Raw genomic sequence first — 26,817 nt, 5'->3', positions numbered from 1 at the left:
GGGCATTGGCGTCCAGCGTGGTTTCCCACAGCTGGTCGGGGTTCATCTCGCCCAGACCTTTATAGCGCTGGACGGCAATGCCCTTCTTACCGGCATCCAGAACCGCATTCAGCAGGTCCAGCGGACCACGGATGGTGGTCGACTTGTCCTTACGGCGGAAGATGGCCGGCTTGGCGAACAGGTTGTCAAAGGCAGCCGCACGCTCGCCCAGACGGCGGGCATCCATGGAGCGGCCCAGAACCTCGTCCAGAACGACCGTTTCGGCCACGGCGCGACGGACGCGGGTAAAGGCGACGCCACCCTGTTGGGCCAGCTCTGCCGACCACGGGCCATCACCCTCTTCGTTATAGAGGTTCAGGCGTTCGGCGGCGCGTTGGGCGCGCTCCAGCAGGTCACCGGCGTTCTCGTCAAACAGACCGGCAAGGGCGCCTTGCTCGATGGTAAAGGCGGGCGCACGTGCCGACAGGCGGTCAACACCGGCCTTGAAGGTCTTGGCTTCGCGCACAAGCTCTTGCAGGTCCATGCTGGCGCGAACCTCGCCACTACCGGTTTCGAGCGAGGCGTCAGAGCAGCCTTCCTCGATCAGATAGGCGTCCATTTCCGCCTGATCCTTGATGTAGCGGTGCTGCTTGCCCTTGGAGACCTTATAGAGCGGCGGCTGAGCGATATAGACGTGGCCGCGCTCGATCAGTTCCGGCATCTGGCGATAGAAGAAGGTCAACAAAAGCGTACGGATGTGCGAGCCATCGACGTCGGCATCGGCCATCAGAATGATCTTGTGGTAGCGCAGCTTGTCGGCATTGAAATCGTCGCGGCCGATACCGGTGCCCAAAGCAAGGATCAGCGTGCCGATCGTGTCCGAGGACAGCATACGGTCAAAGCGGGCGCGTTCGACGTTAAGGATCTTGCCGCGCAGGGGCAGGACGGCCTGGTTCTCGCGGTTACGCGCCTGTTTGGCCGAGCCGCCAGCGGAGTCGCCCTCCACGATGAACAGTTCGGACTTGGCCGGATCGCGTTCCTGGCAGTCAGCCAGCTTGCCCGGCAGCGAGCTGATTTCCAGCACCGACTTACGGCGGGTCAGGTCGCGGGCCTTGCGCGCGGCTTCGCGGGCGGCAGCCGCTTCGATAATCTTGGAGACGATAAGCTTGGCTTCGGCGGGGTGTTCTTCGAACCACTCCGACAGGCCCTCGGTGCACAGACCTTCGACGGCGGGGCGCACTTCGGACGAGACCAGCTTGTCCTTGGTCTGCGAGCTGAATTTCGGATCGGGAACCTTGACCGACAGAACGCAGGTCAGGCCCTCGCGGGCGTCTTCGCCGCTGGGGCTGACCTTCTCTTTTTTGGCCGCGCCGGCTTTTTCGATATAGCTGCTCATCACGCGCGTCAGCGACGCACGGAAGGCCGACAAGTGGGTGCCGCCGTCACGCTGCGGGATGTTGTTGGTGAAGCACAACATCGTCTCGTGATAGCTGTCGTTCCACCACAGGGCGAGGTCGATCTCGATGCCGTCCTTCTTGCCCTGAATGACGATGACGTCTTTCAGGATCGGGGTCTTGGACTTGTCGAGGTGGCGCACAAAGGCTTCGACGCCGCCCTCATAGTGCAGGATGGACTCAATCGGCTCTACGGGGCGGTTGTCGCGCAGTTTGATCAGAACGCCGGAGTTCAGGAAGGCCAGCTCGCGCAGGCGGTGTTCCAGCGTTTTGAAGTCGAAATCGATGAAGCTGAAGGTCGTGACCGAAGGATAGAAGGTCACTTCGGTACCGGTCAGAAGGCGGCTGCCGTCCTCGCGCATCGGCGCGTCGCCGACGACTTCCAGCGACTTGACGGTGTCACCGCGCTCGAAGCGCATATGGTGCTTTTTGCCATCGCGATAAATGACCAGTTCCAGATAGTCGGACAGGGCGTTCACAACCGAAACGCCCACGCCGTGCAGACCGCCCGAAACCTTGTAGGAGTTCTGGTCGAACTTACCGCCGGCGTGCAGCTGGGTCATGATGACCTCTGCGGCCGAGACGCCTTCTTCCTCGTGGATACCCACCGGAATACCGCGACCATTATCGGTCACGGTGCACGAACCGTCGGCATTCAGGGTGACAGTGACCAGATCGGCGTGGCCGGCTAGGGCCTCGTCGATGGCGTTATCCACCACTTCGTAGACCATGTGGTGCAGGCCCGAGCCGTCATCCGTGTCACCGATATACATGCCGGGGCGCTTACGCACGGCATCCAGGCCTTTGAGAACCTTGATGGAATCGGCGCCGTACTCTGGCGCGGGAGCGGTCTGTTCGGTCATGAAAAAGTCGGCTCAGGGTCCGTGGGTCGGACGGGAAAAAGGCGGCGGTTGGGCCGCCATCTTCGCGGCGCAAATCAGAGCGCCACGAAACATCCAATATATAGGAATTTCCTAGCAAAAAGCCATCCTTCGAAGGCTTTTGGTCGGGGAAATCGCAAGCGGCGCTATCGCCTACAGGGTCAGGCCGAGGGGGCTGACGCTAACGAACTGTGCGCGGCCGTCGAGGGCGGAAAACAGGTCGCGCTCGGTACCGGTCATAAAGGCCTGCAGGCCCAGCATTTCGATCTCGTCGAACAGGGCGGCGCGGCGGGCCTCGTCAAGGTGTGCGGGGGCTTCGTCCAGCAACAGAACCGGCTGGGCGGCTCCCTCTGCGAGACGCGCTGTCTGGGCCAGAATCAGGTTCAGGACCAGCGCCTTTTGCTCGCCCGATGACCCTTCGGCGGCGGGACGGTTTTTCTCGCGATGAATGGCCGTCAGGTCGGTGCGGTGGGGGCCAAACAGCGAGCGCCCTGCCGCGCCGTCACGCGCGCGGGCGCGTACAAAGCCTTCGCCCAACATGGACAGAATGTCGGCCTCGTCAGCCCCGTCCTGCGCCATCTGTTCGGCCGGACCTTCAAGCCCGAGATTGGCCTGCGGAAAAGGCCGGTCGGCACGGGCATTGATGCCGTCCTGAAGGGCCTTCAAAGCGGTGACACGGTTGAGTGCGGCCCGTGCGCCCGCTTCCGACAGGCGGGCTTCCAGCGCATCCAGCCAGACGGGATCGGGTCTGCGCTCCTCGTCCGATAACAGGCGGATACGTTCGCGCAGGGCCTTTTCATAGTTGGAGACGACCGCCGCATGGTCGGGGTTGGCCGCAAACACCAGTCGATCGAAAAACTTCAGACGGTCGGCGCGCGCATCGGAAAACAGGCGGTCCTGTTCGGGGGTGGCCCAGACCGGACGCAAATGCTCCAGCATCCGGCCCGGCTGGGCGGTCTCGCCGTCGATACGGACAATACGGCGCGCAGATAGCCCCATGGTCTGGACGCCGGTGCCGATCTTCACCTCGCCACCAGTTGTTTCGAGCGTGGCGGCAATGCCCCACGGACGGCCTATGGCCTCACCGGGTTCACGACGTCCCATCTCGGCCGCCGTGGCCCCACGCAATCCCTTGCCGGGGGTCAGTAGGCTGATCGCCTCCAGCAGATTGGTCTTGCCCGAACCATTAGGCCCGTACAGCACCACAGGCCCGCCGGATAAATCCAGACGGGACGCGCCGTAAGAGCGAAAATCGGTAATGGCGAGGGAGGAGATCAAACGCTTGCGATCAGACTGGAGGCTGTGCCGCGTCCAAAAGCGGACGAAGCGTTCATAACAAGCCTATAGCGGTTAGCGTTACAGGTTCAAACCAGTCGACTGGCTTGTCGCTTTAGCGGTGCTCAGCCTTGCGGACATTCAGCAGGGCCAGCAGGTCTTGTGGTGTGATTTCGGACGAGGGCGGGAAATAGCCGCTGACATCTGCGGGCAGGCCGTTAAGGCGTTTCTTTGTACTGGCCATAGAGGCCGCGTCATCGCTCAGCGCATAAACCACAAAAGATTGTCGTTTCATGTCGACGATGCCGAAATGCTTGACCTCGCTCCAGCGGACGAAAGTGCCGCGTCCGACCTTGCCTAGCCAGAAACCGTCATCGGTCAGGGTGATGTCGGGCGTAAAAGCAAACCGCACAATCAGGCGGGTCAGCACCATCGCCGTAAAGGCGATACAGCCCCAGCTAAGGGCCTGCATCCAGACACTGTCGGCGTTCAGGAACATCGAACCGGCCACAGCCAGCAGCACGAGGCTGGCTATGGACCGGAAGAGATTGGGACGACGAGCGCGGAATACACGAATATGAGGTGCAAGGGTGATCACGCGGCAGAACTTTCACGTAAGGGGAAGCGGGCGGCTTATAGCTTATGAAGCTTGGCGCTCAAATCGACAGGGGTAGGTTTAAGGTGCGTCTTTGAGCCACGCCTGAACAAGTGAAGGTGCGGTATGGGAAGAGTTCGCGCCAATCTAAGGCACTTAATTTTTGCCGTATTGGAGGTGCCAGTCGGTCAGCGTTTTCGCAATATAACCGGCACTCTCTTCGGCTTTGATTACGCTAGTGTAGCGGCCTGAACCGATCCAGTTTTGTCTGAATGGCTTCTTAAGGTTGGAACCCGCATTCGATCTGAGAATGCAATAAATCCATTCCTGCTTGCCTCGGCGGCGTCCTACGCCGAACTCTTGAACGTCAGCCCAACGCGTCAATGGAACTTTCTTCGTTCCACTGACAGAAAACCCTTCGCGAGTGAGAGTGATTTCGGGCGGGAAGCATAGGTTTATGAACGCGTAACAACCATTCGCGACGAAGATAATAATCCCGCAGACATATATGGCCAATTTGAACTCTGGCGATGCTGAAGGCAGTATATATGTGGTTCTCCAGTGATGGATGCCGGAGGCAATAGCCCAAGAGAATCCAACGACTAGAGAGATATATAATAGGGTTGTTAAACCCCATTTCCAAGCCGCGCCTTGAAAGACAAGGCGCGGTTCAGAGGCGTCCATTTTAAACGCGCAGCGGCATCAGTACGTATTGGACGCCGATGTCAGCGGGGTCGAGGACCAGTGTCGGGCTGGCTGGATCAGCGAATTTGAAGGTAGCGATCTCGCCGGTGATCTGACCGGCGACGTCCAGCAGGTAGCGGGCGTTGAAACCGATTTCGAACGGCTCTTCGGAATAGCCGATTTCGACTTCTTCCTCGGCCTGACCGGCTTCCATATTGCGGACGGTCAGTTTGACGCGATCATTGTCAAAGGCCAGCTTCACCGAGCGGCTCTTTTCGGCCGAGATGGTGGACACGCGGTCAACTGCCTTGGCGAACAGGCTGTTATCGATATCGGCCTGTTTGTCATTGCCCTGCGGGATGACACGCAGATAGTCGGGGAAGGCGCCGTCAATGACCTTGGAGGTGAGGCTGGCCTGACCCAGTTCGAAACGGATCTTCTGGGCCGACACCTGAACCTCGACCGAACCGGCACCATCATCCAGCAGACGACGGACCTGATCGACGGTTTTGCGCGGTACGATCACGCCCGGACCACCCGCAGCACCTTCCGGTGCTGGCGTTTCGGCCAATGCCAGACGGTGGCCGTCGGTTGCCACAGTACGCAGCAGCGGAATGCCGCCATCGGAGACGGTGTGCAGATAAAGGCCGTTCAGATAATAGCGCGTCTCTTCGGTCGAGACGGCAAAACGGGTCTTGTCGATCAGGCGGGCCAGATCTTCCTTGGGAAGGGTGTAGCGCACGCCTGTGGCTTCGTTCGACATCACAGGGAAGTCGCCCGCCGGAAGGACCGGCAGGTTGAAGCGCGAACGACCGGCAGCGACCACCAGACGGGGATCGTCGCCCGAATAGGACAGGCTGACCTCGGCACCGTCCGGAAGCTTGCGGACGATTTCGTACAGGGTATGGGCCGGAGCCGTGATCTGGCCCTCGACATTGACCTGTGCTTCGGCCTCGTCGACCATTTCCATATCAAGGTCGGTCGCGGCGAACGACAGGCGGTCCCGGCCTGCGGTCAGCAGCACATTGGACAGGATCGGAATAGTGTTGCGACGCTCGACCACACTCTGGACGTGGCCCAAAGCACGAAGAAGCGCGGAACGTTCGATAGTCAGCTGCATGTGGTCTCGCCCGGTCGCGATCAGGAATACATACCTGATCGAATGTATAGAGGGTGACACTAGCGGATTGCGCGACCGCCGCAACGGTTCTGCGGCCTAATGAGCCAGCTTCCCCCGAAATCCACAGGCCAGATACGAAAAAACCGCGCCCGAGGACGCGGTTTTCAAGTTTTTGGGTCGCTTAACCGCGCAGTTTGCGGGTTAGGGCCTCGACGTCACGGGCGATTTGCTCGTCCTGCGTCAACAGTTCCTCGATCTTGCGCACACCGTGCAGGACCGTGGTGTGGTCGCGCCCGCCAAAGCGACGACCGATATCCGGATAGGAACGGGTGGTGTGTTGCTTGCACAGATACATGGCGATCTGGCGGGGGCGGGCAATCGCACGGGTGCGGCGCTCGCTCAGCAGGTCGGCCTGTTTCAGGTTGAAATGCTCGGACACGGTCTTCTGGATTTCGTCGACGGTGATGCGGCGCTCGGGGCCACCACGCATGGCGGTACCCAGCAGCGACTGCACGTCTTCGACGGTCAGGGTGGCCAGACGCGAACCGGCCACAGCGGCCAGAGTGTTCACAGCACCTTCCAGCTCGCGCATGGAGCCGGGGGTGCGCTCGACCAGATGTTCCAGCACTTCGGGACGAGCCTCGCCTGCCACGACGCCCAGCTTGGCCAGCGAGCGCAGACGGTTCTGGGCGACAGCGACCTTGAGGGTGCGGTCAGCCGCTTCGACCGGGCAGGTCAGGCCGGCAGCCAGATGGCTACGCAGGCGCGGTTCGATATCGGTCAGGGCCACCGGCGCGCGGTCAGCCGACAGAACGATACGTTTGCCGTCCTCGATCAGCGAGGTCAGGGTGTTGAGCAGTTCTTCCTGTGTGGAAGCCTTGCCGCCCACGAACTGAACATCGTCGATCAGCAGCATGTCGGCCGAGCGCAGGCTTTCCTTGAAGGCCGCGGTCGAGCGGTCCTGCATGGCGCGTACAAAGGTCGACAAGAAGCGTTCGGCGGTCAGGTAAACCACCTTGGCATCGGGGCGCAGGCGTTGGGCTTCCCAGGCGATGGCGTTCAGCAGGTGGGTCTTGCCGTAGCCATAGGGGCCGCAGAAGAACACCGGATTGAAGTGGCCGTCAGCCCACGAGGCAACCTGCTTGGCGATCGCCAGAGCAAAAGCGTTACCGTGGCCTTCGACGAAGGTGTCAAAGGTCAGGCGCTCTTGCAGACCGGCAGCGCGAACGGCGCGGGCGCCATCGGCCGATGCGGCAAAGGTTGTCGCGACCGGAGCCGGAGCCGGAGCGGTGCTGATGGAGTTCAGGCGCGGCACTTCGCGCGCGGACGACGGCAGGACCGAACCCACCTCGGCGCGGCAGCGCACATCCAGACGACGCGACAGGCCGTCCAGACCCAGCCACAGCTCGTTCATGCGACGCAGCGCATTTTGACGAACCCAGTCCCGCGCATAGGCGGTCGGGGTCACCAGAATAAGATTGCCCTGTCCGTCCACGCGTACCGCTGAAGGCGCGATATACGAACTATAGGGCCCATCGCCGATTTCCGCTTTCAAGCGATCAGCTGCTTCTGTCCAGATCCGGTCCGGATCGGTCATCTGCCCCATTGCAACGCCCCCAATCATATAAGAGTCACCCGCCAGAATTAATTCTATAAATCACCGTGCAACGCAGCTTCAAAGCTGGACATCAGGGACGACTTCTCCTGTCGCGCCAAACCGAAGTTTAGCGCGTGGGGCCGTTCTCACAGACAGACAACTCCGCCGAGGGAAACGCTTGATTTCCCTCGTCTTCATCCTTGGGGATAGAAGTGCGTTACCCCTTCAACTTACTCGGCGCGCGGCGGGAATCAACGCAGATTCGAGTCGCAAAATGCACTTAAATTAGTTGACTCGCGCAAACCCCCGTAGGGACTAGAGAAAAGGTTTTTTTTGCCAGTGGGGGCTGCAAAAACTGCCGGGGGAATTGGGTTTCAGACAGCAAGAAGGCGAGGTAGCCGTAGCCGCCTCGCCTTTGAAATCGTTCGATTTTCTTGCAACACCCGTATCACGGGTATTTTGTAGTCTGTAAAAAAGTTTGAACGGAGAAGGCCTTAGGCGCTCATCCGTTCAAGGACTTTCTTAGGCTGCCGACAGCTTCTTCAGCTGGGCCGACAGACGGCTGACTTTACGCGAGCCGGTGTTCTTGTGAACGACGCCCTTGGACACGGCGCGCATCAGTTCCGACTGAGCGGTGATGAAAGCAGCCTTGGCAGCTTCCACGTCGCCGCCGGTGACGGCTTCTTGGAACTTGCGCAGATAGGAGCGGACGCGGGTACGGCGAGCTTTGTTCACTGCAGTCCGCGCTTCGATCTTGCGGATCGCCTTGCGGGCGCCGGCGTTGTTAGCCATTTGAAAAACCTTCGAACGATGTGCGCCACGATCCCGAAGGGTCACGGCGATAAAATCTCAAGAGCGCGCGGCTATAGCGGAAACCCGTGAGAGGGTCAACGCAAACCGGCTGGAATTGAGTCGGGGCGGGGATTCAAGCCCCGTAGTCCCGACCCGTCTACCTTTATAGTGGACCGAAATCAGCGGCTGGTGAAGACTGGCTTACGCTTTTCGACGAAAGCCGCCATGCCTTCCTTCTGGTCCTCGAACGCGAACAGCGAGTGGAACAGGCGGCGTTCGAACTGCAGGCCTTGCGACAGGGTGGTGTCAAAGGCGGCGTTGACCAGTTCCTTGTTGGCGATGACGGCCAGCGGCGACTGGGCGGCAATCTTGGCGGCGGCCTTGCGGGCCTCGTCCAGTAGATCGTCAGCCGCCACGATGCGCGACACCAGACCCGAACGCTCGGCCTCGGCGGCATCCATCATGCGGGCGGTCAGGCACATATCCATGGCCTTGGCCTTGCCGACGGCGCGGGTCAGGCGTTGCGAGCCACCGATGCCGGGGGCGACGCCGAGATTGATCTCCGGCTGGCCGAACTTGGCTGTGTCCGACGCAATGATGAAGTCGCACAGCATGGCCAGCTCGCAGCCACCGCCCAGCGCATAGCCGGACACGGCCGCGATGATCGGCTTGCGGAAGGCCGCGACGCGGTCGTGGGCGCGGGCAAAGAAGTTTTCCAGATACATCTGGGCATAGGACTTGTCCGACATCTCCTTGATGTCGGCACCGGCGGCAAAGGCCTTGGCCGAGCCGGTCAGGACGACGGCGCGGATGCTGTCATCGCGTTCTGCGGCCTCGAGGAAGTCGCCCAGATCGCCCAGCAGTTGCGAGTTCAGCGCATTTAGGGCCTCGGGACGGTTCAGCGTCACCACGGCATAGCCATCGGCATGGCGTTCGATCAGCAGGGTGGAATAGGTGTCGGCCATCAGGCGCTCCTGTATCATCACGACGTATCAAGGTGATGCTCTAGCGCCTCAGCCCTCCCACTGGAACACCTCTCCGATCTCGACGCCGAAAACCTGGGCGATACGGAAGGCGGTCTCCAGGCTGGGCGAGTATTTGCCCTGTTCCATCGCGACAATGGTTTGCCGTGTCATGCCTATACGGGCGGCCAGATCGGCCTGCGTCATTTCACCGGCATGAAAGCGCATCTCGCGTATGCGGTTTTTGATCGGAGGCGGCGCCTTGACCATCAGTGCCCCCGACGCAGCAGGATCAGTGTGAAGCTGGCGCGGATCAGCTCCGATATCAGGAAGGCGGCCCATAGCAGATTGGCGATCACTACCATGGCATTGGCATTGGTGGTCAGGGTCTTGCCGTTACCCGGCGCGACAAAATCGGCGACACCGAAAATATAGGCGACACCGGCGAGGGTGAAGATCATGGCCAGCAGAGACATCAGGGCGACATGGCTGCCCTTCAGGCCGGCCAGAGTTTCGCGCTCGTCCCTGGCTTCGCGTTCGGGCTTGGATGTCGTCAGATGCGCGATCAGGGTCATGATCAACTCGATAGCAACCACTACGGCCACGGCCATCGCAAACATGACGCCCATCTCTCCGGCGAAGGACGGTTGCATCAGCCCTCCGGACAGGATGCTTTGCCCCATGCGCCAGAAATAGACGCTCCAGATCAGCACGGTTGTCACCGTGGTGATCAGCAGGTGTTTTTCACGAAAAGTCATAGCGGCAAGACCTCATGTCTCTGTGCGGATAATGAGGATATGTCGCATCAATCCGACATATTGTCTAATATTTTTGACTTTTAGTCTTTAATTTTAGACGCGTCTTTGTTTGCGATCAGGATTTTTGGCATTTTGGACAGAAGAAGGTCGAGCGACCGCCCTGTACGATGCGGGTGATGGTGCCGGTACAGTCCTTGGCCAAGCCCATAGACCGGCACGGCTGGTTCTCGCGGCCATAGACATCAAAGCTGTGCTGGAAATAGCCCTGCCCGCCCTCGACATTGGCAAAGTCCTTGAGGGTAGAGCCACCGGCGAGGATGGCATCTTCCAGCACGCGGCGAACCTCGGCGGCCAGTCGCTCGAGGCGCGGCTTCGAAACCTTGCCCGCCGGAACCTCGGGATGGATGCCCGAACGGTACAGGGCCTCGCACACATATATATTGCCAAGGCCCGACACGATCGACTGGTCCAGCAGACTGACCTTGATATTCTGTTTGCGCCCGTCAAAGGCCTCGGCCAGATGCGCGCCCGAGAAATGGTTGCCCAGAGGTTCAGGCCCCAGCGACTTGAACCACGGATGCTCGTCAACCTGACCGGTGGGGATCAGTCCCATAAAGCCGAACCGCCGCGCATCGGCATAGGCCAGGCGGGTCAATTGGCCGTTGATATCGGCGCAGGCGACGAAATGCTCGTGCTTGCCTGTGACGGGCGGTGCGTCCTCGAAGCGGCCCAACGGATCGCCATCCAGCGTAAAGCGTCCGGTCATGCCAAGGTGCGTGATCCATGTCTCGCCAGACGACAGTGGCATCAGCAGATATTTGGCCCTGCGGTCGATCCGCAAAACTGTCGCGCCCTCCAGCCGTTCGATGAAGCGCTCGGGGAATGGAAAACGCAGATCGGGACGGCGGACTAGAACACGCGCCAGGCGCGCGCCCTCGATAACGGGGGTCAGGCCACGGCGGACGGTTTCGACTTCGGGTAACTCGGGCATGGACAAGAGTTAGGACGCCCGGTTGCGTAGGTGAAGCCGGCTTTTATCGGCGGTTGTCATTTTCCGGCGTTAGGGCGTAGCGTGGCCGGTGGAAAATAGTGCGCCGCAGAGCGCAAGAAAGAGGATTGTCGATGGCTGAAAGTGGCGCATCGCAACACAAGCCCACGGGGCTCAAGCGGGTCGAACTGACGATCCGTGCCTTGATACTGGGCTGTTTGCTGGCGGCGGTCTTTACCGCGGCCAATACCTATCTGGGCCTGAAGGTCGGTCTGACCTTTGCGTCGGCCATTCCGGCGGCGGTCATCTCGATGGCGCTGCTGCGGGCCTTTAAGGGTTCGACCATCTGGGAAAACATGACGGTTCAGACGGTCGCCTCGGTGGGCGGCGCGATGAGCTCGATCATCTTTGTCCTGCCCGGTCTGGTGATGATCGGCTGGTGGATGAACTTCCCCTTCTGGGAAAGTGTCGCCATCTGCGTTCTGGGCGGTGTGCTGGGGGTGACATTCTCTATTCCTCTGCGCCGGACCCTCGTGACCAAGGGCGACCTGCCCTACCCCGAAGGCGTTGCAGCCGCCGAAGTGCTCAAGGTCGGCTCGCCCGGTGACGAGCAAAGCGAGTCTGCGGTGCGCGAGAACAAGTCGGGCCTGTGGGTCGTGGTCGGCGGTGCGCTGGCTTCGTTGGTGTTCGGTTATCTGGCGGCAGCCAAGGTGTTTGCCGAACAGACGGCATCCTTCTTCAAGCTTCCGGCGGCACTGGGTGGCGGTGCGACCGGCATCGGTTTCTCGATGCAGTTTGCCCTGTTGGGCGCAGGCCATCTGATTGGTCTTGCTGTGGGCCTGACCCAGTTGTTCGGTCTGGCTCTGGCATGGCTGATCTTTGTGCCGATCCTGACCTCGGGGGCCTATATTGACTGGTCCACGGCGCAAGGGTTGTCGACGGTCGCTGCAGGCGTACCGGCCGACGCCGGTGCGCAAGGTCTTGCCATGGCGGTCTGGTCGCAGGAAGTGCGCTTTATCGGCGCTGGCGTGATCGGTGTGGCGGCGCTGTGGACCTTGGCCAAGCTGGCTGGTCCACTGGTGGCGGGTCTGGCCTCGGCCTTTGCGGCACAGGACAAGCGCGCCCACGGCGAGACGCTGGATCTGACCGAGCAGGATATCCCGATCAAGGTGGTCGGTCTGCTGTCGCTGGTGGCTCTGGTCGGTATTGCTGTGCTGTTGGCCGTCTTTGCCCAAGGCACGGTACTGGCCGACCATGCGGCTCTGCTGGTCGTGGGCGGTCTGGCCTATGTGGTGGTGATCGGTTTCGCGGTCGCGGCCATCTGCGGTTATATGGCCGGCCTGATCGGCTCGTCCAACAGCCCCGTTTCGGGCGTGGGCATTCTGGCCATTGTGATTGCGTCCCTGCTGATGCTGGGCGTGCTGGCCATTGCCAAGGTGCCCGCCGATCCGTCGGTGATCGCCTTTGCTCTGGTGGTGACGTCGGTGGTGTTTGCCGTGGCGGTCATTTCCAATGACAACCTGCAAGACCTGAAAACCGGCCAGCTGGTCGAGGCGACGCCGTGGCGTCAGCAGACCGCCCTTCTGGTCGGTGTGGTCGCGGGCTCGCTGGTCATCCCGTTCGTTCTGGACATGATGAACCAGGCCTTTGGCTTTGAAGGCGGCCCGCCCGCTATCGTAGAAGGGGCACAGACACTGGCCGCGCCTCAGGCGACCTTGATCTCGGCACTGGCCAAGGGCGTCATCAGTGGCGACCTGCGCTGGGACCTGATCGGTCTGGGCGGCGCGATCGGTGTGGGGATCATCATTCTGGATGTGATCCTGCGCCGTGCCACCAAGGGCAAGATGAAGCTGCCGCCTCTGGCTGCGGGTATCGGTGTCTATCTGCCCGCCTATGTCACCACCATGCTGGTGATCGGTGCGCTGTGTGGCTGGATCTATGACAAGGCTATCGCCTCGACACGCTTTGCCGATGTGGGGCGCCGTATGGGCGTGCTGCTGGCATCGGGCCTGATCGTCGGTGAAAGCCTGTTCGGCGTCTTTACAGCGGCCGTCATCGTTTCCACCCGCAACGAAGCGCCTTTCGCCCTGATCGGTGAAGGGGGCGCGTGGCCGGCCATGTGGGCAGGCCTGATCGTGTTCGCACTGATGGTGTTCGGCCTTTATCGCTGGACCATGAGCCGCGCGGCCAAGGTCTAGAAACGCCTGCTCTAAAGGGCGGCTGCCAAAGCGCTGGCCGCCCGACTGGGACTGCGTTCCTTGTGTCTCAGCAGATGAAACGGCCGCTCGGGCATATCCAGCGGCAGACGGACCAGCCGCCCGGCCTCGATCAGAGGGCGGGCGGCCAGTTCCGAAATACAGGTCACCAGAGTGCTGGCCGCCACCGCCGTCAGAATGGCTTCGTTCGACGGCAGAACCATCGAAACCTGTAACTGGTTGGCGCTCATGCCTTGGGGCAGGGCATTGGTGAACTCGCTGCGCGTGCCGGAGCCTTCCTCGCGCAAGACCCAGTTCAGACCGGCAAGGCTTCTGGCGGTCAGGATGTTGTCCTGTAGGGCCAACGGGTGGTCGGGGCTGGCGGCGATAATCAGACGGTCGGCACCGACCTGCTGGCGCGACAAACACGGCGCGTCCTCGGCCCCTTCGATCAGGCCCAGTTCGGCCTCTCCCGATGTCACCGCCTCGATCACCCTATGGGTGTTGCCGATGGATAATTGCAGGTCGATAGCTGGGTGGGCCTGCTGAAAGGCGGCCATGCGCTGCGGCAGCCAATAGGCTCCGATAGTCTGGCTGGCATGGATACGCACCAGACCTCGACGCAGGCCCGCCAGATCATCCAGCAGGCTTTGGGCGGCCTCGGCGCGGTTCAGCACAGCGCGGGCCTCGGGTAGAAAGGCCTCGCCGACCGTGTTCAGCACCAGTCCGCGTCCCACACGATCGAACAGCTTGGTGCCGTGCCGGTTCTCCAGCGCGGTGATTGCGGCGCTGACGGCGGACTGGGTCAGGTTCAGTGCCTCTGAGGCCCGCGTCATATGCTGGCGCTCGGCCACGGCGACAAAGATACGCAGTTGTTCGAGGGTCATGCTCAATCAATCGAATTTAAAGATCATTAAATCAAGAACAATGCGTTGGATTGATGATTGGGCGGGTGAGATAGAGGGGCATGACTCAAGCTAGCCCTATGCTGACCCGTCCTTCCTCCGGCGCGCGACTGATCGCGCTTTTGCCCGGTGTGGCATTGAGTGCGCTGGTGGCCTTGGCAGCCTTTGGCCTGCAAAAGCTGGAACTGGCCTTGGTTGGCTTTGCATGGATCGAGGCACTGGTGCTGGCCATCTTGCTGGGGGCGGCCATTCGTATCTTCTGGTCGCCATCGGATCGCTGGATGCCGGGTGTCCGCTTCAGCGCCAAGACCTTGCTGGAAGTGGCGGTGGCTCTGTTGGGGGCAACGGTTTCAGGGGCGGCGGTGGCGGCACTGGGCCCGTGGTTGCTATTGGCAATCATGGGTGTCGTCGTGGTGGCGATTGTTGCGGGCTATGCCATTGGCCGTGCCTTTGGACTGCCGCATGCGATGGCGCTTCTGGTGGCGTGCGGCAATGCCATCTGTGGCAACTCGGCCATTGCAGCCATTGCCCCGACCATCGAGGCCGAGGGCGAGGATGTAGCAGCGGCCATCGGTTTTACGGCGGTTCTGGGGATTGCCGTGGTCTTGCTGGTGCCGGTGGTGGGCAGTCTTCTGGGCTATGATGCTACCGGTGTCGGGGTGCTGGCGGGTCTGACGGTCTATGCTGTACCGCAGGTTCTGGCGGCCGCCGCCCCTGCCGGAGCGGTGGCAATTCAGACGGGGGCCGTGGTCAAGCTGGTGCGGGTGCTGATGCTGGGGCCGGTCACGCTGGTTCTGGGCCTGATGCATGCGCGGTCGGCGCAAAAGGGCGAAGCCAAAACCGGCAAAAAGCTGAAACTGATGCAACTGGTGCCGTGGTTCATCATGGTGTTTCTGGTGCTGATGGGGCTGCGCTCTTTGGGCATGATACCCGAGGTCGTGCTGGTGCCTCTGGATCATGCGGTGACGCTTATGACGGTGGTGGCGATGGCGGGGCTGGGCCTGATGGTTGACCCGCGTGCTGTCGCCAAGGCAGGACCCCGCGTGGCTGCCGTGGCTGCGATCTCGGCCCTGATGATCGGCGGATTTGCCGTGGCCGCCATTACCCTTTTGGGTCTCGGTTAAGCTTTGTTCGTATTAGACCGTTTTGTGACCATCTGACCCCTGCTCTGGTCTTTTGGCTTCGGGCACTGTATTAGGCGCACCGAAATCCTTCCCATATCTGCATCTTTTTGCAGCGGCGCGGGCCTCCCGTGACCGAACACAGTCCGCCCGAGCCCGAAATGAACCTTCGTAACGTCGCTATTATCGCACACGTTGACCACGGCAAAACGACCATGGTTGACGCCCTTCTGGCCCAGTCGGGCCTGTTCCGCGCCAACGAGGCGACCACGGAACGCGCCATGGACTCCAACGATCAGGAGCGCGAGCGCGGCATCACCATTCTGGCCAAGTGCACCTCGGTGCTCTGGAACGGCAAGGCTGGCGAAACCCGCATCAACATCATCGACACCCCGGGTCACGCCGACTTCGGCGGTGAAGTTGAACGTATCCTCGGCATGGTGGATGGCTGCGTCATCCTCGTGGACGCCGAAGAAGGCGTTATGCCGCAAACCAAGTTCGTTCTGACCAAAGCCCTGAAGATGGGCCTGCGTCCGATCCTGTGCATCAACAAGGTTGACCGCGCACACGCCGATCCGGACCGCGTTCTGAACGAAACCTTCGACCTGTTTGCTGCCCTGGGCGCAACGGACGAACAACTCGACTTCCCGGTCATCTACGCATCGGGCCGTTCGGGCTGGGCAACGATGGACCTGTCGCAACCGAACGACAACCTGACCCCGCTGTACGACCTGATTGTTGAGCACGTTCCGGCGCCGGCCGCACAAGCTCGCGTCAACGAGCCGTTCCAGATCCTGAACGTTCTGATCGAGTCCGATCCGTTCCTGGGCCGCATTCTGACCGGCCGTATCGCTGCTGGTAAGGCTATTCCGGGCATGGCGATCCACGCTCTGGACCGTGACGGCAAGGAAATCGAACGCGGTCGTATCACCAAGGTTCTGGCCTTCCGTGGTCTGAAGCGTCAGCCGGTGGACGAAGCCGAAGCGGGCGATATCGTCGCCATCGCCGGTATGTCCAAGGCTACCGTGGCCGACACCCTGTGCGCCATGGAAGTGACCGAGGCTCTGCCGTCGCTGCCGATCGATCCGCCGACCATCTCGATGACCGTAGCCGTTAACGACAGCCCGCTGGCGGGCCGTGAAGGTGACAAGGTTCAGTCGCGCGTTATCCGCGACCGTCTGATGAAAGAAGCCGAAGCCAACGTGGCGATCCGCATCACGCAGGCTCCGGGTTCGGACGCTTATGAAGTTGCCGGTCGTGGCGAACTTCAACTGGGCGTTCTGATCGAGAACATGCGTCGTGAAGGCTTCGAGCTGTCGATCTCGCGTCCGCGCGTAGTTTATCAGACCGGCGAGAACGGCGAGAAGCTGGAACCGATCGAAGACGTCATGATCGACGTGGACGAAGAGTTCTCGGGCATCGTCATCGAAAAACTGTCGGCCCGTAAGGCTGAAATGACCGACATGGGCCCGTCGGGTGCAGGCAAGACCCGCATCCAGCTGAAATGCCCGTCGCGTTCGCTGATCGGTTATCAGGGCGAGTTCCTGACCGACACCCGTGGTTCGGGCGTACTGAACCGCGTGTTCTCGCACTATGAAGAGCACAAGGGTGCCATCGAAGGCCGCCTGAAGGGCGTTCTGGTTTCCAACTCGGACGGCGACACCGCTGCGTTCGCACTGTGGAATCTGGAAGACCGTGGCGTGATGTTCGTCGGCGCAGGTGAGAAGACCTATCAAGGTATGATCATCGGCGAGAACTCGCGTTGGGACGACCTGGACGTCAACCCGATCAAGGGCAAGCAACTGACCAACGTTCGCGCCTCGGGCAAGGACGAAGCTGTTCGCCTGACCCCGCCGCGTCAGATGTCGCTCGAGCAGGCCATTGCCTACATCGAAGAAGACGAACTGGTTGAAGTGACCCCGAAGAACATCCGTCTTCGCAAGGCCATCTTGAACCCGTCGTTCCGTAAGAAGCGCCAGAAGCCTGAGTAAGCTTTAGCTTACGAAGTCAGGGGCGGCTCGAAAGAGCCGCCCCTTTTTCGTGCGCGTCGCTTACTCGGTTTTTAAGTTGTCCCTTAGGCGTGCCGCTTTGCGGCTCGCTACCAGAGACGTTTGGCCCCTAACGCTCGCCCCGCGGGGGCTCGGTGCTTGAGGGGCAGTAAGGGGAGCGGGGTGTCTGTTTTAGCGTTGTGATCAGCGCATGAAAAAGGCCAGCGGTGGGGTGCTGCTGGCCTTTTGTGTTGTGGGTGGGCTTGTGGCTACTTCTTCAGGCCGAGCAGGCCGAGCCAGCCTTTGCTGGTGAGCAGGGCGACGTCGAGAAGGGCCAGAGGCAGCGGGGTGGTGGTGCTGGCCGCGATGAATTTCGGACGCCAGTTGGGGCCGAACTTGCTCTTATAGGCGCGCAGTCCCTGAAAGCCGTAAATGGCATTGGCTTCTTCAAAGATGAGGGCTCCCACGCGGGCAAAGACCGGCGAGGTACGGCGGTCTTCGAGGCCCGAGAGCGGGGCCATGCCAAGATCCAGATGGTCGATACCGGTTTCGCGGCACCACTGGGCAATGCGGGTGAACATATAGTCCATGACCCCGTGCGGACCATCGGGCGTATAGCGCATCAGGTCGATCATCGCTTCTTTGTTGCCTGCCCTCATCAGCAGGTTGGAAAAGGCGATCAGGCGTCCTTCTTCGCGCACAATGGCCACAGGACATTCGTTCAGATAGTCGATGTCGAAGCGGCCCAGCGAGAACTCCTTTTCGGAGCCCTCATGATGCTCGAGCCAGGCATCGGATATGGCGCGAAGCTCGTCGGCGATGGCGCGGCTCTCGCCCGGTTGCAGAACCGAGAACTGTGAACCGCTGCGCTCGGCGCGGTTGACCGCGGTTCTAAGGTTCTGCTTGCCCTTGCCCTCGGTCGAGAAACAGTGCGTTGGCACCACGGCCGCCTCGCCGACCTTGCGGACGGCCAGACCCAGAGTAGCCAGATCGGCCAGCAGGGTTTCACTGACCGAATAGAAAACAGGCGAGCCCCCATAGCTGTCGGCCATTTCGGCAAACGACCACAATAACTCCAGCCGCTCTGATACCAGACCGGCCGGTTCGCTCATGGCGATCCAGCGGCGCCCGCGCACGCGATAGGCCAGAAAGCTCTGGCCCGAAGGCGAGAACAGCAGCGCCTTGTCCCCCAGAAGGGCCAGACGGGCCTCGGGCGAGGCCACCTCGGCGGTCTTCAGGGCCTGTCGGGCGCGCTCGACTTCGGCAGGCTTGGCGGGGCCATGGCTTCTGGCACCGGGGGCCGACAACAGCGAGCGGAAGGCCACCACCAGCGTCAGGATCGATAGCACCACGACGGCCCGCAAGAAGCCCGACGCCTGACTGTCCGTCAGGAAGGCCCACCACAGTTCGTCCTGATAGGGGATTTCGCGATAGGCAAAAAAGCCCAGCCAGATCATCGCGATCACAGCCGCGACCAGCATCAGAAGCCAGCCGGGACGCAAGGGTTCTCCCAAGCGCGAGCGGCGGTTAAAGGCCGGACGGCAGGGCCATAACAGCGCAGCGACCACCAGCAGTTCAAAGGCCTGAAGGAAGTTCAAACCCTTGAGGATGGAAAAGAGTGCGCCGCCGATCAGGGCCAGAAGAGCCGCATAATAGGCACCGCGCCGACGTCGCCACAGACCCGCCGAGATGAACAACAGCAGGAAGCCGGTGATGCTGGCTGCGAAATGGCTGAGGTCGATAATCATCGGCTCGGCCCAGCGGCCCAGTGCGTGCAACCGGTCGTTAAATTCCGGCGTCACGGCAGACAGCAGGATGAGCGCGCCCAGCAGGAAGGATGCGACGGCAAAAAGCTGCGGCGTCAGCTCATAGGCCAGTCCGCCCAGGCGGCGTGCGATGCGGGGCAGGTTCCGGCTTTTGGTTTGGGTCATATGGGTGCGGGGTAAGAAGTTGGGCGGTCGAAATTAATAATTGGGACGGCGTGCCGTTTTTTCGGACCAACCGTGGCCCGTCAAAGGTCATTTTAAGGCATGGGAAACAAATATTTACACGAGGTGTTCACTATCTTGCGAGCGTCAGGTCTCGCTAAACCGAGGAGTTAGACATGATCCGCAAAGCTGCCCTGCTGTATAGCATGACCGGTGCCATGATGATCGCCGCCCCTGCACTTGCTCAAGAACAACCGCAGGATATGGCCACTCCGCCCGCTCCGGCCGAAGCTGCTGCTGCGCCGCAAAGCCTTACTCTGAACCCGGGTGCCACCGTCAAGAGCGCTGATGGCAGCGAACTTGGAAAACTGGTGGGTGCACAGAACGGTGCCAATGGTCAGGAACTGACCGTTCGTGGTGCTGATGGCATTGTCCGCGCCATTGCCCTGAACGGTATCCGCCAAGAGGGTTCGGATATTGTCGTGAACGCAACCTTGTCCGATTTCCAGTCGGCTGCGCCGATTGCCGGCCAAGAACCCGCAACGGATGCCGCAACTGCGGATGATGCGGACGCCGATACGACTGCCGATACACCGGCTGACGAGCCGAAAGCCTAAGTCGAACCCCAAGGGTTACGGCTAGGGCCAAATTGAAAGGGCGACCCAACCGGGTCGCCCTTTTTATGTTCGTAGGTCGCTCATCCGTCAGGCGCGTTTTTTAATCAGGCCGAGCAGGAATAGAAGGATAACGGCACCAAGCGTGGCGACCACAATCCCGACGATCCAGCTTCCCGAAGCGTCCATGCCCAGCATGTTGACCAGAAATCCGCCCAGCAATGCACCCACGACGCCGACGATCAGATTGGTCCAAAGACCATGATCGCGCTTCATAATTTTCTCAGCCAGCCAACCGGCGATAAGGCCGATGATAATCCACGCGATAAAACCAAAACCGCTCATAAATCCCTCCCAATAGGTCTGGAGACTTAAAGGTCCCGCTTGGCTAATGCATGATCGGCCCGACAGTTGCGATAACACAGATATTTAGGTGTGTCGTTCTGCGCGGCACCACCCTTGCTTCGCCTGATGGGGGAAACTGTAAACGAAGGTTTCCGGTGTCGTTTTGAAACAGGCGAGGGTGAAGTGGCGAGCGAAATCGATCTGCATATTGGCCGCAGGGTGCGCCGCCGTCGTCGCGTTCTGGGTTTGACACAGCAGCAACTCGGGGAGCGTCTGGGGATCCGTTTCCAGCAGGTGCAGAAATACGAGTGCGGAGCCAACCGGATATCGGCAGCGCGCCTGTGGTATCTGGCCCATGCGCTGGAAACGGGCACCGGCTATTTCTATGACGGCTTCGAAGAGGCCGGAGCGGGCGATAGCGCCTGTGTGGCACCGATGGCCAAGGATGCCGCTGCCTAAGGCCTCTTTTGTCTCGAAGTTTGGACGAACGGCGTGTAAGCCACGGCCATGATCGACCTAGAAGCTTTTGCCCTCGAACTCGCCAAGGTGGCTGCCGAAGTCAGCCTGCCGTACTTCCGCACCGACGTGTCGGAGATCAACAAGGCCGAGCCGGGCAGTTTTGATCCGGTTACCGAGGCCGACCGTGCCGCCGAGCGGGCCTTGCGGGCCGCGATCAGTGCCCGCTATCCCGAGCATGGCATTATCGGCGAGGAATATGGCGAGGAAAATCCGGACGCCGAATATGTCTGGATTCTGGACCCTATCGACGGCACGCGCGCCTTTATTTCAGGCCTGCCCCTCTGGACCAATCTGATCAGTCTGCGCCATCAGGGCGTGCCGGTGATCGGCGTGGCAGGACAGCCCTATATTGGCGAGATATTCATCGGCGGGCCCAGCGGGGCCTATCTGGTGACCCGCGAGGGCAAGACCCCGATCCGTACCCGCAAATGTGCGTCGCTTTCACAGGCCGTCGCGGCGACGACCGACCCCGATATTTTCCGTGGCGAGGATCGTGATAGCTGGGATCGTCTGAAGGCACAGGTGCGAATGGCGCGGTATGGCTGTGACGGTTACGCCTATGCGATGCTGGCCGCGGGCCGCATCGATGTGGTGCTGGAAAGCGAATTAAAGGTCTGGGACTGGTCGGCGGTCCTGCCGCTGGTAAAGGCCGCAGGCGGCGATTTTACCGGCTGGGACGGTCAGATGCCGACGGCACAGGACGGGCGCGTTCTGGCCGTAGGGGACGAGGCCCTGCGTGATCCGGTTCTGGCGCTGTTGAAATTCTAGAGGCGGCCCTGTCCAGAGCCGCCACCTTATCGGATCAGGGTGTTTAGCGGGTATTGGGGCGACCGGCAGCGATGAACGCCTCGATGCTATCAAAGGTCGCTGTCGTGCGGTCATTGTCGCAAACGATGGATTTCACATAGGAATCCAGGCTGTTCGCGGCGATGGCTTCGAACGGATAATCGTTGGGAATGCGTTCTTCCTCGCTGCCATCCGCGCCGTAATAGATTTCGGTGCCGGTCTTGGACTGGTTGGCGTTGCAACGCAGATTGACCTCGGTCAGCGAGTGGGTCTTGTCGCTGGCTTCGCCCTGGGCGGGAACACGGGCGACAAAGATCGTGGTGATGCCATCCTGTTGTTTGATGGCATTCACATCGACCATGTAGACGGTGGTGCTGCTGCGCGACATGACGTTCCAGCTTTGGCCCACCGCTTGCGGGGCCGGAGCGGCGGCCTGAAGCTCTTCCTGAGCCTGAGACGGTACGGGCGCGATCGTCAAAAGCGCCATAACGGATAGTGCGAGCATGGTCACATCCTCCCAGTGTGAAGGTTGTATTTTGCGCCAAGGTTACATTTTTGCAATGGGGAACCTTCGACGCGTGCCGAGCTTTTGCCGTGTTCGAACGACAAGGTGGGTGGATGTTCAATAGCCGTTATTGGATCAGTCTTTTTTGCGGGTGCATCGTGGCGCTTGGGCTGGCTGCTGCGCCGGTTATGGCGCAGGGACCGCGACCGGCTGTTTCCGATAGTGCGCCTGCAGTGGATGAAGTGTTTGTTTCGGACCGGATCCATATCGAGGTCACGGGACGCGAGAATGGTCCCGATATCATTCTGATCCCCGGACTGGCCTCGACCTCGGCGGTCTGGGCCAAGCTGGTGCCGGTGCTGGAAGGGCGTTACCGGCTGCATCTGGTCAATGTGCGCGGCTTTGGCGAATATCCGCCGCAAGGCAATGCGCGCGGCCATCTGACGACGGAAATCGCCAGCGAGATCAAACGCTATATCCGCGAGGGCGGACTGGAGCGGCCCGCCATCATCGGGCACTCCATGGGCGGGCAACTGGCCCTGCGCGTCGCGGCCGACGAGGGCGAGGGCATCAGCAAGGTCATGGTGCTGGATTCATCGCCCTTCTTCCCTTCGCTGATCAATCGCGGGGCGACCAGAGCCGATGTCGAGCCTCTGGCGCGTCTGGTGTTTCAAGGCGTGATGATGCTGGGCGACGAGATGCTGCGGTCGACGGCGGCCCAGTCGGGGATTGATCTGGGCGCAGGTGGCGATCACCTGTTCAACAGTCTGGGCTGGCAGGGCGGAGACCGCCGTGTGCTTGCGCAAGGCCTGTACGAGGTACTGACCAATGACCTGCGCTATCGTCTGCCCGACATCACCGCGCCGGTGACGGTGGTCTATGGCTGGAGCGACAAGGCTGAAAACCCGCGCGCACAGGTCGATGACGCCTTCCGCTATGGCTATATGAACCTGCGCCGTCCGGCTCGTTTCGAGCGCATGAACGGGGCCGAGCACATGGTGATGATCGACACGCCCAAGCAGCTGGAACTGGCGGTCAAACGGTTCTTGGCCGACTGAAACCTATAGGTCTCAGGCGATCTGACGCAGGGCGTCCAGTACCGCCTGACCATAGCGTTCCAGCTTTCCGGCTCCGACGCCATTGATGCGGCCAAGGTCGTTGAAGTCGCGCGGTTCCTGCACGGCGATCTCGACCAGCGTCTTGTCCTGGAAGATGACATAGGGCGGCACGCCCTGTTCCTTGGCGCGGTCGCGACGCCAGTTGCGCAGGGCGTCGAAACGCGCCCGCACATCGGTATCGAGGGTTTCGGCGGGCAGATTGCGGCCCAGATTTTTGCGCGGCTTTTCGACGGCGACACGGGCGGGCGGTTGTTTGACGCGGATATCGCGTTCGCCGCGATAGACCCCGCGCACAGCCTCGGCCTCGCCCAACTGGATGACGGGCTTGCCTTCATTGGGATCTTCGACCAGCAGGCCCTCGAACATCAGGTGATCGATGACATCGCGCCAGCCCAGGATGCTGAGGTCGGCACCAATGCCAAAGGTCGAAAGCTGGCTCTCCCAAGGTTGAACGTCCTTGGTCTTGCCCATCAGGTGATCGACTACGCGGGTACGGCCAAAGCGTTCACCCAGACGCTGTACAGCAGCCAGCGCCTTTTGGGCCGGGACCAGTGCGTCAAAGGTCATCGGCGGCTCACCGCAAATGTCGCAGCCGCCGCAAGGTTCGGCGATGGCCTCGCCGAAATAGCGGCGCACAGTTTGCGGGCGGCAGGTGGCACCATCCAGCATGGCAAACAACTGACGTACCTTACGGACCTGAACCTGCTTGATCTCCTCGGCCATCGGACGGCCTTCGAGGCGACGCAGCGACCATGCAATGTCGGACGGTCCAAACAGGGTGATGCCTTCGGCCGGTTCGCCATCGCGGCCCGCGCGGCCGACCTCCTGCCAATAGGCTTCGAGGCTGCCGGGGGGATCGGCATGGATCACATAGCGGACATCGGGTTTGTCGACGCCCATGCCAAAGGCGATCGTGGCCACCATCACGGCGTCTTCCTCGTTGAGGAAGCGGTCAAGGCGGATGTCGCGTTCGCGGTTGTCGAAACCGGCATGATAGCTGATGGCGTTCACACCATTGGAGCGTAGCTCCTGTGCCAGCCGGTCACAGCCGTCGCGGCTGCCACAATAGACCACGCCCGAGCGGCGGGGGCGTTCGCACACCAGTTCCACCACGCGGGCATCGGTGCGGGCGCGTGATCCGTTGATCTTGCGCTCTGCCGATAATTGCAGGTTCGGGCGAGCAAAGCTGTCGACAAAGACCTTGGCATCCTGAAGATGCAGCGAGGCCAGAATATCCTCACGGGTTCGGGCATCGGCGGTGGCGGTGACCGCGATGCGCGGCACACGCGGGAAGACTTCGGCCAGTTTGCCCAAGGTGCGATAATCGGGGCGGAAGTCGTGACCCCATTGCGAGACGCAGTGGGCTTCGTCAATGGCGATCAGGCTGATCTGCAGCTCCGACAGGCGCTCCAGCATGGAACCGGCGGCCAGACCTTCGGGCGAGACATAAAGCAGGTCCAGTTCGCCCGCGCGGGCGGCACGCCAGACGGCATTGCGCTCGTCCTGACTGAGGCCGCTATCCAGACGGGCGGCGGCCACGCCCTGCTGTTTCAACGCCTCGACCTGATCGGTCATCAGCGCGATCAGCGGCGAGACCACCAGTCCGACACCGGGGCGCAGGATGGCGGGGATCTGGTAACAGGCGCTCTTGCCGCCGCCGGTGGGCAGCACGGCCATGACATGACGTCCGGCCATGATCTCGGTGATCACATCGGCTTGCAGGCCGCGAAAATCCGCATGGCCCCATACGCGTTTAAGCAAGACACGGGCATCATCCAGTGTCGGCGACGGATCACTATAGTCAAAACTATCGTACGACGGGTCGAACATGGGGGCCTTGTGCCGCAATTTGGGCATGGGTGTCATCTTGTCAGATAGTCAAAAGCGCATCTGGTACGGCGACTGTCGCAAATGCAGCGCGAAACCATTATAGGGGCGCCTATGACAAGCCTGATTTATGGTCGCCCGCCGGCCGTGTTTGATCCGCCGATGAGCGCCACGCAGACCTCGCCCCTGATCCCCGGATCAAGTGCGCTTGAGGACATGGCCGACGGATCGGTCGACGACATCACCATCTATGCACCGCCCGGAGCCGTCGAGCGCCGCTATGTGCTGGCTCAGGCCCTGCGGGTGCTGAAGGCCGGTGGCCGTCTGGATACCATGGCCCTCAAAGACAAGGGCGGCTCGCGTCTGGCCAAGGAGTTGAAGGGCTTTGGTCTGGATATCGCCGAGAACGCCAAGGCCCACCATCGCCGTGTGCAACTGACCCGACCCGAAACGGTCGAAGGTCTGGAGGCGGCTATTCGCGACGGCGCACCGCGCATTGTTGCGGGCCTCGAAGCGTGGTCGCAACCGGGTGTGTTTGCGTGGGACCGCATTGATACCGGCACGGCGCTGCTGGCGCAGGTCCTGCCGTCCCTCAAGGGCAATGGCATTGATCTGGGCTGTGGTTATGGCGCGCTGGCCACGGTGGTGCTGCGGGCACCGGCGGTGACCTCGCTGCGGATGATCGATCTGGACCGCCGCGCCTTGTCGGCGGCCAAGAAGAATGTCGAAGACCCCCGCGCCAGCTTCGAATGGGGCGATGTCCGCACGCTGGAAGCCGCAGGCACGCTGGACTTTGTTGTCTCCAACCCGCCCTTCCATGATGGCGGGGTCGAGGACAAACGTCTGGGCCAGAAATTTATACGCAAGTCTGCTGAACTGCTGAAAAAGGGCGGTGTTGCGTGGATCGTCGCCAACCGTCACCTGCCTTATGAGCAGGACCTCAACGAGGTCTTCAAGCGCGTGAACATGGTTGTCGACCAGAACGGCTTCAAGATTTTTGAGGCGGTGAAGTGATCTCCCCTCAAGCAGAGTGCCGCCGCGCGGCGAGCGATAGGGAAACTAACCTCCCTCAAGCAGCAATCCGCCGCGCGGCAAGCGATAGGGCAAACTAAGATGGCGAAGGTTCCGACCGCGCGCGTGGACAAACTGCTGTCCTCTATGGGCTATGGCTCGCGCACTGAAATGGCGCGTATGGCCAAGGCTGGGGGGATTACACTGGATGGCGTCGATCTGCTGGATGTCACCAAGCGCATCCCGATCACGCCGGACCTGCCTACGCGTATGGAGATCGATGGTGAGCCGCTGGACCCTGTGCCGGGTCTGGTCATCTTGTTGAACAAGCCTCTGGGCATGACCTGTTCGCATAAGGAAGACGGCGCACTGGTCTATGATGTGCTGCCCGACCGCTGGTTGCGCCGCGATCCGGCCATCTCGACCATCGGGCGTCTGGATAAACAGACCTCGGGTCTTTTGCTGCTGACCGATGACGGCGACCTGCTGCACCGTGTCATCAGCCCCAAGCGCCATGTCAAAAAGGTCTATCGCGCCCAGCTGGTCCGCCCGCTGAACGGCACCGAGGGTGATCTGTTTGCCTCGGGCCATTTGATGCTGGAAGGCGAGGACAAGCCTCTGTCGGCGGCGGAACTGGAAGTGGTGTCAGAAACCGAAGCCCTGCTGTCGGTAACCGAGGGCCGCTATCATCAGGTGCGCCGCATGTTTGCCGCCACCGGCAACCATGTCGAGGCCCTGCACCGCGAGCGTCTGGGCGGTTTGACCCTGCCGGATGATCTGGCTCCGGGCGAATGGAAGCTGCTGAACGCGGACGAAATCGCGTCCATATTCTCCGCAAGCTAACAAAAGGGCCGGAACGTCCGGCCCTGT

At 61.2% G+C, this 26,817-nt stretch carries 24 protein-coding genes and 1 pseudogene; 9 read left to right on the top strand and 16 right to left on the bottom strand.

What is annotated here, in order from left to right; translation table 11 throughout:
* The 11 genes from gyrB to mutM form a co-directional block, all read right to left on the bottom strand.
* Nucleotides 1–2,296, bottom strand: a 2,296-nt coding sequence (gene gyrB, locus RSB01_RS02670) for a DNA topoisomerase (ATP-hydrolyzing) subunit B (protein ID WP_332625043.1), incomplete at its 3' end; no start/stop codon positions are given.
* 171 nt (nucleotides 2,297–2,467) lie between these two features.
* Nucleotides 2,468–3,592, bottom strand: coding sequence for a DNA replication/repair protein RecF (recF, locus tag RSB01_RS02665; protein WP_332589847.1), 1,125 nt, complete (start codon nucleotides 3,590–3,592; stop codon nucleotides 2,468–2,470).
* 112 nt (nucleotides 3,593–3,704) lie between these two features.
* The gene (locus RSB01_RS02660) at nucleotides 3,705–4,187 is read right to left on the bottom strand and encodes a hypothetical protein (RefSeq protein WP_332589846.1); all 483 of its coding nucleotides are present in this window, start codon (nucleotides 4,185–4,187) and stop codon (nucleotides 3,705–3,707) included.
* Between the two features lie 153 nt (nucleotides 4,188–4,340).
* Nucleotides 4,341–4,868 carry a hypothetical protein gene (locus RSB01_RS02655; RefSeq protein ID WP_332619673.1) on the bottom strand — a complete coding sequence of 176 codons (528 nt, stop codon included), beginning with the start codon at nucleotides 4,866–4,868 and terminating at the stop codon, nucleotides 4,341–4,343.
* 1 nt (nucleotide 4,869) lies between these two features.
* Nucleotides 4,870–5,988, bottom strand: a complete 1,119-nt coding sequence (gene dnaN, locus RSB01_RS02650) for a DNA polymerase III subunit beta (protein ID WP_332589845.1) — start codon at nucleotides 5,986–5,988, stop codon at nucleotides 4,870–4,872.
* 181 nt (nucleotides 5,989–6,169) lie between these two features.
* Nucleotides 6,170–7,594, bottom strand: coding sequence for a chromosomal replication initiator protein DnaA (gene dnaA, locus RSB01_RS02645; protein WP_332589844.1), 1,425 nt, complete (start codon nucleotides 7,592–7,594; stop codon nucleotides 6,170–6,172).
* A gap of 513 nt (nucleotides 7,595–8,107) precedes the next feature.
* Complete coding sequence (rpsT, locus tag RSB01_RS02640; protein ID WP_167176021.1) at nucleotides 8,108–8,377, bottom strand: 30S ribosomal protein S20; 270 nt, start codon at nucleotides 8,375–8,377, stop codon at nucleotides 8,108–8,110.
* A gap of 179 nt (nucleotides 8,378–8,556) precedes the next feature.
* Entirely contained in the window at nucleotides 8,557–9,342 is a 786-nt protein-coding gene (locus tag RSB01_RS02635; protein WP_332589843.1) for an enoyl-CoA hydratase, read from the bottom strand.
* A 48-nt stretch (nucleotides 9,343–9,390) separates the two neighbouring features.
* Nucleotides 9,391–9,609: a helix-turn-helix transcriptional regulator gene (locus tag RSB01_RS02630; protein WP_332589842.1), complete on the bottom strand. Its 219-nt coding sequence runs from the start codon at nucleotides 9,607–9,609 to the stop codon at nucleotides 9,391–9,393.
* On the bottom strand, nucleotides 9,609–10,097 hold the full coding sequence (locus tag RSB01_RS02625) for a hypothetical protein (RefSeq protein ID WP_332589841.1): 489 nt from the start codon (nucleotides 10,095–10,097) through the stop codon (nucleotides 9,609–9,611). The genes RSB01_RS02630 and RSB01_RS02625 overlap by 1 nt, the downstream gene beginning before the upstream one ends.
* A gap of 115 nt (nucleotides 10,098–10,212) precedes the next feature.
* Nucleotides 10,213–11,088 carry a bifunctional DNA-formamidopyrimidine glycosylase/DNA-(apurinic or apyrimidinic site) lyase gene (gene mutM / locus RSB01_RS02620; RefSeq protein ID WP_332589840.1) on the bottom strand — a complete coding sequence of 292 codons (876 nt, stop codon included), beginning with the start codon at nucleotides 11,086–11,088 and terminating at the stop codon, nucleotides 10,213–10,215.
* Between the two features lie 131 nt (nucleotides 11,089–11,219).
* Between mutM and RSB01_RS02615 the strand changes: the two genes are divergently transcribed.
* On the top strand, nucleotides 11,220–13,283 hold the full coding sequence (locus tag RSB01_RS02615; RefSeq protein ID WP_332589839.1) for an oligopeptide transporter, OPT family: 2,064 nt from the start codon (nucleotides 11,220–11,222) through the stop codon (nucleotides 13,281–13,283).
* Between the two features lie 11 nt (nucleotides 13,284–13,294).
* Here RSB01_RS02615 and RSB01_RS02610 read toward each other — a convergent pair whose 3' ends face one another.
* Nucleotides 13,295–14,167 carry a LysR substrate-binding domain-containing protein gene (locus tag RSB01_RS02610; RefSeq protein ID WP_332589838.1) on the bottom strand — a complete coding sequence of 291 codons (873 nt, stop codon included), beginning with the start codon at nucleotides 14,165–14,167 and terminating at the stop codon, nucleotides 13,295–13,297.
* 80 nt (nucleotides 14,168–14,247) lie between these two features.
* Here RSB01_RS02610 and RSB01_RS02605 point away from each other — a divergent pair, with 80 nt between their 5' ends.
* Together RSB01_RS02605 and typA are read left to right on the top strand one after the other, a co-directional pair.
* Nucleotides 14,248–15,309, top strand: coding sequence for a putative sulfate exporter family transporter (locus RSB01_RS02605; RefSeq protein ID WP_332625040.1), 1,062 nt, complete (start codon nucleotides 14,248–14,250; stop codon nucleotides 15,307–15,309).
* Nucleotides 15,310–15,467: 158 nt separating this feature from the next.
* Entirely contained in the window at nucleotides 15,468–17,297 is a 1,830-nt protein-coding gene (gene typA, locus RSB01_RS02600) for a translational GTPase TypA (RefSeq protein WP_332625038.1), read from the top strand.
* Nucleotides 17,298–17,563: 266 nt separating this feature from the next.
* On the opposite strand, the gene RSB01_RS02595 is transcribed toward typA, so the two are convergent.
* Nucleotides 17,564–19,225, bottom strand: coding sequence for a phosphatidylglycerol lysyltransferase domain-containing protein (locus RSB01_RS02595; RefSeq protein WP_332590100.1), 1,662 nt, complete (start codon nucleotides 19,223–19,225; stop codon nucleotides 17,564–17,566).
* Nucleotides 19,226–19,398: 173 nt separating this feature from the next.
* Here RSB01_RS02595 and RSB01_RS02590 point away from each other — a divergent pair, with 173 nt between their 5' ends.
* The gene (locus tag RSB01_RS02590) at nucleotides 19,399–19,839 is read left to right on the top strand and encodes a superoxide dismutase (RefSeq protein WP_332590099.1); all 441 of its coding nucleotides are present in this window, start codon (nucleotides 19,399–19,401) and stop codon (nucleotides 19,837–19,839) included.
* An 87-nt stretch (nucleotides 19,840–19,926) separates the two neighbouring features.
* Here the strand turns inward: RSB01_RS02590 and RSB01_RS02585 are convergent, their stop codons facing one another.
* A complete protein-coding gene (locus RSB01_RS02585) occupies nucleotides 19,927–20,181 on the bottom strand; it encodes a GlsB/YeaQ/YmgE family stress response membrane protein (protein WP_332590098.1) in 255 nt (84 codons plus the stop codon).
* A 183-nt stretch (nucleotides 20,182–20,364) separates the two neighbouring features.
* On the opposite strand from RSB01_RS02585, the pseudogene RSB01_RS02580 reads away from it, so the two are divergent.
* Nucleotides 20,365–20,574: pseudogene (locus tag RSB01_RS02580) on the top strand (helix-turn-helix transcriptional regulator); the annotation flags it as partial.
* 114 nt (nucleotides 20,575–20,688) lie between these two features.
* Nucleotides 20,689–21,468, top strand: coding sequence for a histidinol-phosphatase (gene hisN, locus RSB01_RS02575; protein ID WP_332590097.1), 780 nt, complete (start codon nucleotides 20,689–20,691; stop codon nucleotides 21,466–21,468).
* Nucleotides 21,469–21,511: 43 nt separating this feature from the next.
* On the opposite strand, the gene RSB01_RS02570 is transcribed toward hisN, so the two are convergent.
* Nucleotides 21,512–21,991 carry a hypothetical protein gene (locus tag RSB01_RS02570; protein WP_332590096.1) on the bottom strand — a complete coding sequence of 160 codons (480 nt, stop codon included), beginning with the start codon at nucleotides 21,989–21,991 and terminating at the stop codon, nucleotides 21,512–21,514.
* Between the two features lie 158 nt (nucleotides 21,992–22,149).
* Between RSB01_RS02570 and RSB01_RS02565 the strand changes: the two genes are divergently transcribed.
* On the top strand, nucleotides 22,150–23,049 hold the full coding sequence (locus RSB01_RS02565; protein WP_332590095.1) for an alpha/beta hydrolase: 900 nt from the start codon (nucleotides 22,150–22,152) through the stop codon (nucleotides 23,047–23,049).
* Between the two features lie 12 nt (nucleotides 23,050–23,061).
* On the opposite strand, the gene recQ is transcribed toward RSB01_RS02565, so the two are convergent.
* A complete protein-coding gene (gene recQ, locus RSB01_RS02560; protein ID WP_332590101.1) occupies nucleotides 23,062–24,939 on the bottom strand; it encodes a DNA helicase RecQ in 1,878 nt (625 codons plus the stop codon).
* Between the two features lie 111 nt (nucleotides 24,940–25,050).
* Here recQ and RSB01_RS02555 point away from each other — a divergent pair, with 111 nt between their 5' ends.
* Both RSB01_RS02555 and RSB01_RS02550 read left to right on the top strand, forming a co-directional pair.
* Nucleotides 25,051–25,950: a class I SAM-dependent methyltransferase gene (locus tag RSB01_RS02555; protein WP_332590094.1), complete on the top strand. Its 900-nt coding sequence runs from the start codon at nucleotides 25,051–25,053 to the stop codon at nucleotides 25,948–25,950.
* Nucleotides 25,951–26,049: 99 nt separating this feature from the next.
* Nucleotides 26,050–26,790 carry a pseudouridine synthase gene (locus RSB01_RS02550; RefSeq protein ID WP_332590093.1) on the top strand — a complete coding sequence of 247 codons (741 nt, stop codon included), beginning with the start codon at nucleotides 26,050–26,052 and terminating at the stop codon, nucleotides 26,788–26,790.
* Nucleotides 26,791–26,817: the final 27 nt, after the last annotated feature.

This window comes from Brevundimonas sp. (assembly GCF_036659295.1).
GTDB lineage: Bacteria > Pseudomonadota > Alphaproteobacteria > Caulobacterales > Caulobacteraceae > Brevundimonas.
Note: the sequence above shows the minus strand (reverse complement) of the source record. Positions and strands in the feature narration are given on the sequence as shown.

Coding starts and splice junctions, on each gene's coding strand:
- RSB01_RS02655 (WP_332619673.1), bottom strand. CDS start 4,868: ATGGACGCCTCTGAACCGCGCCTTGTCTTTCAAGGCGCGGCTTGGAAA.
- dnaN (WP_332589845.1), bottom strand. CDS start 5,988: ATGCAGCTGACTATCGAACGTTCCGCGCTTCTTCGTGCTTTGGGCCAC.
- dnaA (WP_332589844.1), bottom strand. CDS start 7,594: ATGGGGCAGATGACCGATCCGGACCGGATCTGGACAGAAGCAGCTGAT.
- rpsT (WP_167176021.1), bottom strand. CDS start 8,377: ATGGCTAACAACGCCGGCGCCCGCAAGGCGATCCGCAAGATCGAAGCG.
- RSB01_RS02635 (WP_332589843.1), bottom strand. CDS start 9,342: ATGGCCGACACCTATTCCACCCTGCTGATCGAACGCCATGCCGATGGC.
- RSB01_RS02630 (WP_332589842.1), bottom strand. CDS start 9,609: ATGGTCAAGGCGCCGCCTCCGATCAAAAACCGCATACGCGAGATGCGC.
- RSB01_RS02625 (WP_332589841.1), bottom strand. CDS start 10,097: ATGACTTTTCGTGAAAAACACCTGCTGATCACCACGGTGACAACCGTG.
- mutM (WP_332589840.1), bottom strand. CDS start 11,088: ATGCCCGAGTTACCCGAAGTCGAAACCGTCCGCCGTGGCCTGACCCCC.
- RSB01_RS02615 (WP_332589839.1), top strand. CDS start 11,220: ATGGCTGAAAGTGGCGCATCGCAACACAAGCCCACGGGGCTCAAGCGG.
- RSB01_RS02610 (WP_332589838.1), bottom strand. CDS start 14,167: ATGACCCTCGAACAACTGCGTATCTTTGTCGCCGTGGCCGAGCGCCAG.
- RSB01_RS02605 (WP_332625040.1), top strand. CDS start 14,248: ATGACTCAAGCTAGCCCTATGCTGACCCGTCCTTCCTCCGGCGCGCGA.
- typA (WP_332625038.1), top strand. CDS start 15,468: ATGAACCTTCGTAACGTCGCTATTATCGCACACGTTGACCACGGCAAA.
- RSB01_RS02595 (WP_332590100.1), bottom strand. CDS start 19,225: ATGACCCAAACCAAAAGCCGGAACCTGCCCCGCATCGCACGCCGCCTG.
- RSB01_RS02590 (WP_332590099.1), top strand. CDS start 19,399: ATGATCCGCAAAGCTGCCCTGCTGTATAGCATGACCGGTGCCATGATG.
- RSB01_RS02585 (WP_332590098.1), bottom strand. CDS start 20,181: ATGAGCGGTTTTGGTTTTATCGCGTGGATTATCATCGGCCTTATCGCC.
- hisN (WP_332590097.1), top strand. CDS start 20,689: ATGATCGACCTAGAAGCTTTTGCCCTCGAACTCGCCAAGGTGGCTGCC.
- RSB01_RS02570 (WP_332590096.1), bottom strand. CDS start 21,991: ATGCTCGCACTATCCGTTATGGCGCTTTTGACGATCGCGCCCGTACCG.
- recQ (WP_332590101.1), bottom strand. CDS start 24,939: ATGTTCGACCCGTCGTACGATAGTTTTGACTATAGTGATCCGTCGCCG.
- RSB01_RS02555 (WP_332590094.1), top strand. CDS start 25,051: ATGACAAGCCTGATTTATGGTCGCCCGCCGGCCGTGTTTGATCCGCCG.
- RSB01_RS02550 (WP_332590093.1), top strand. CDS start 26,050: ATGGCGAAGGTTCCGACCGCGCGCGTGGACAAACTGCTGTCCTCTATG.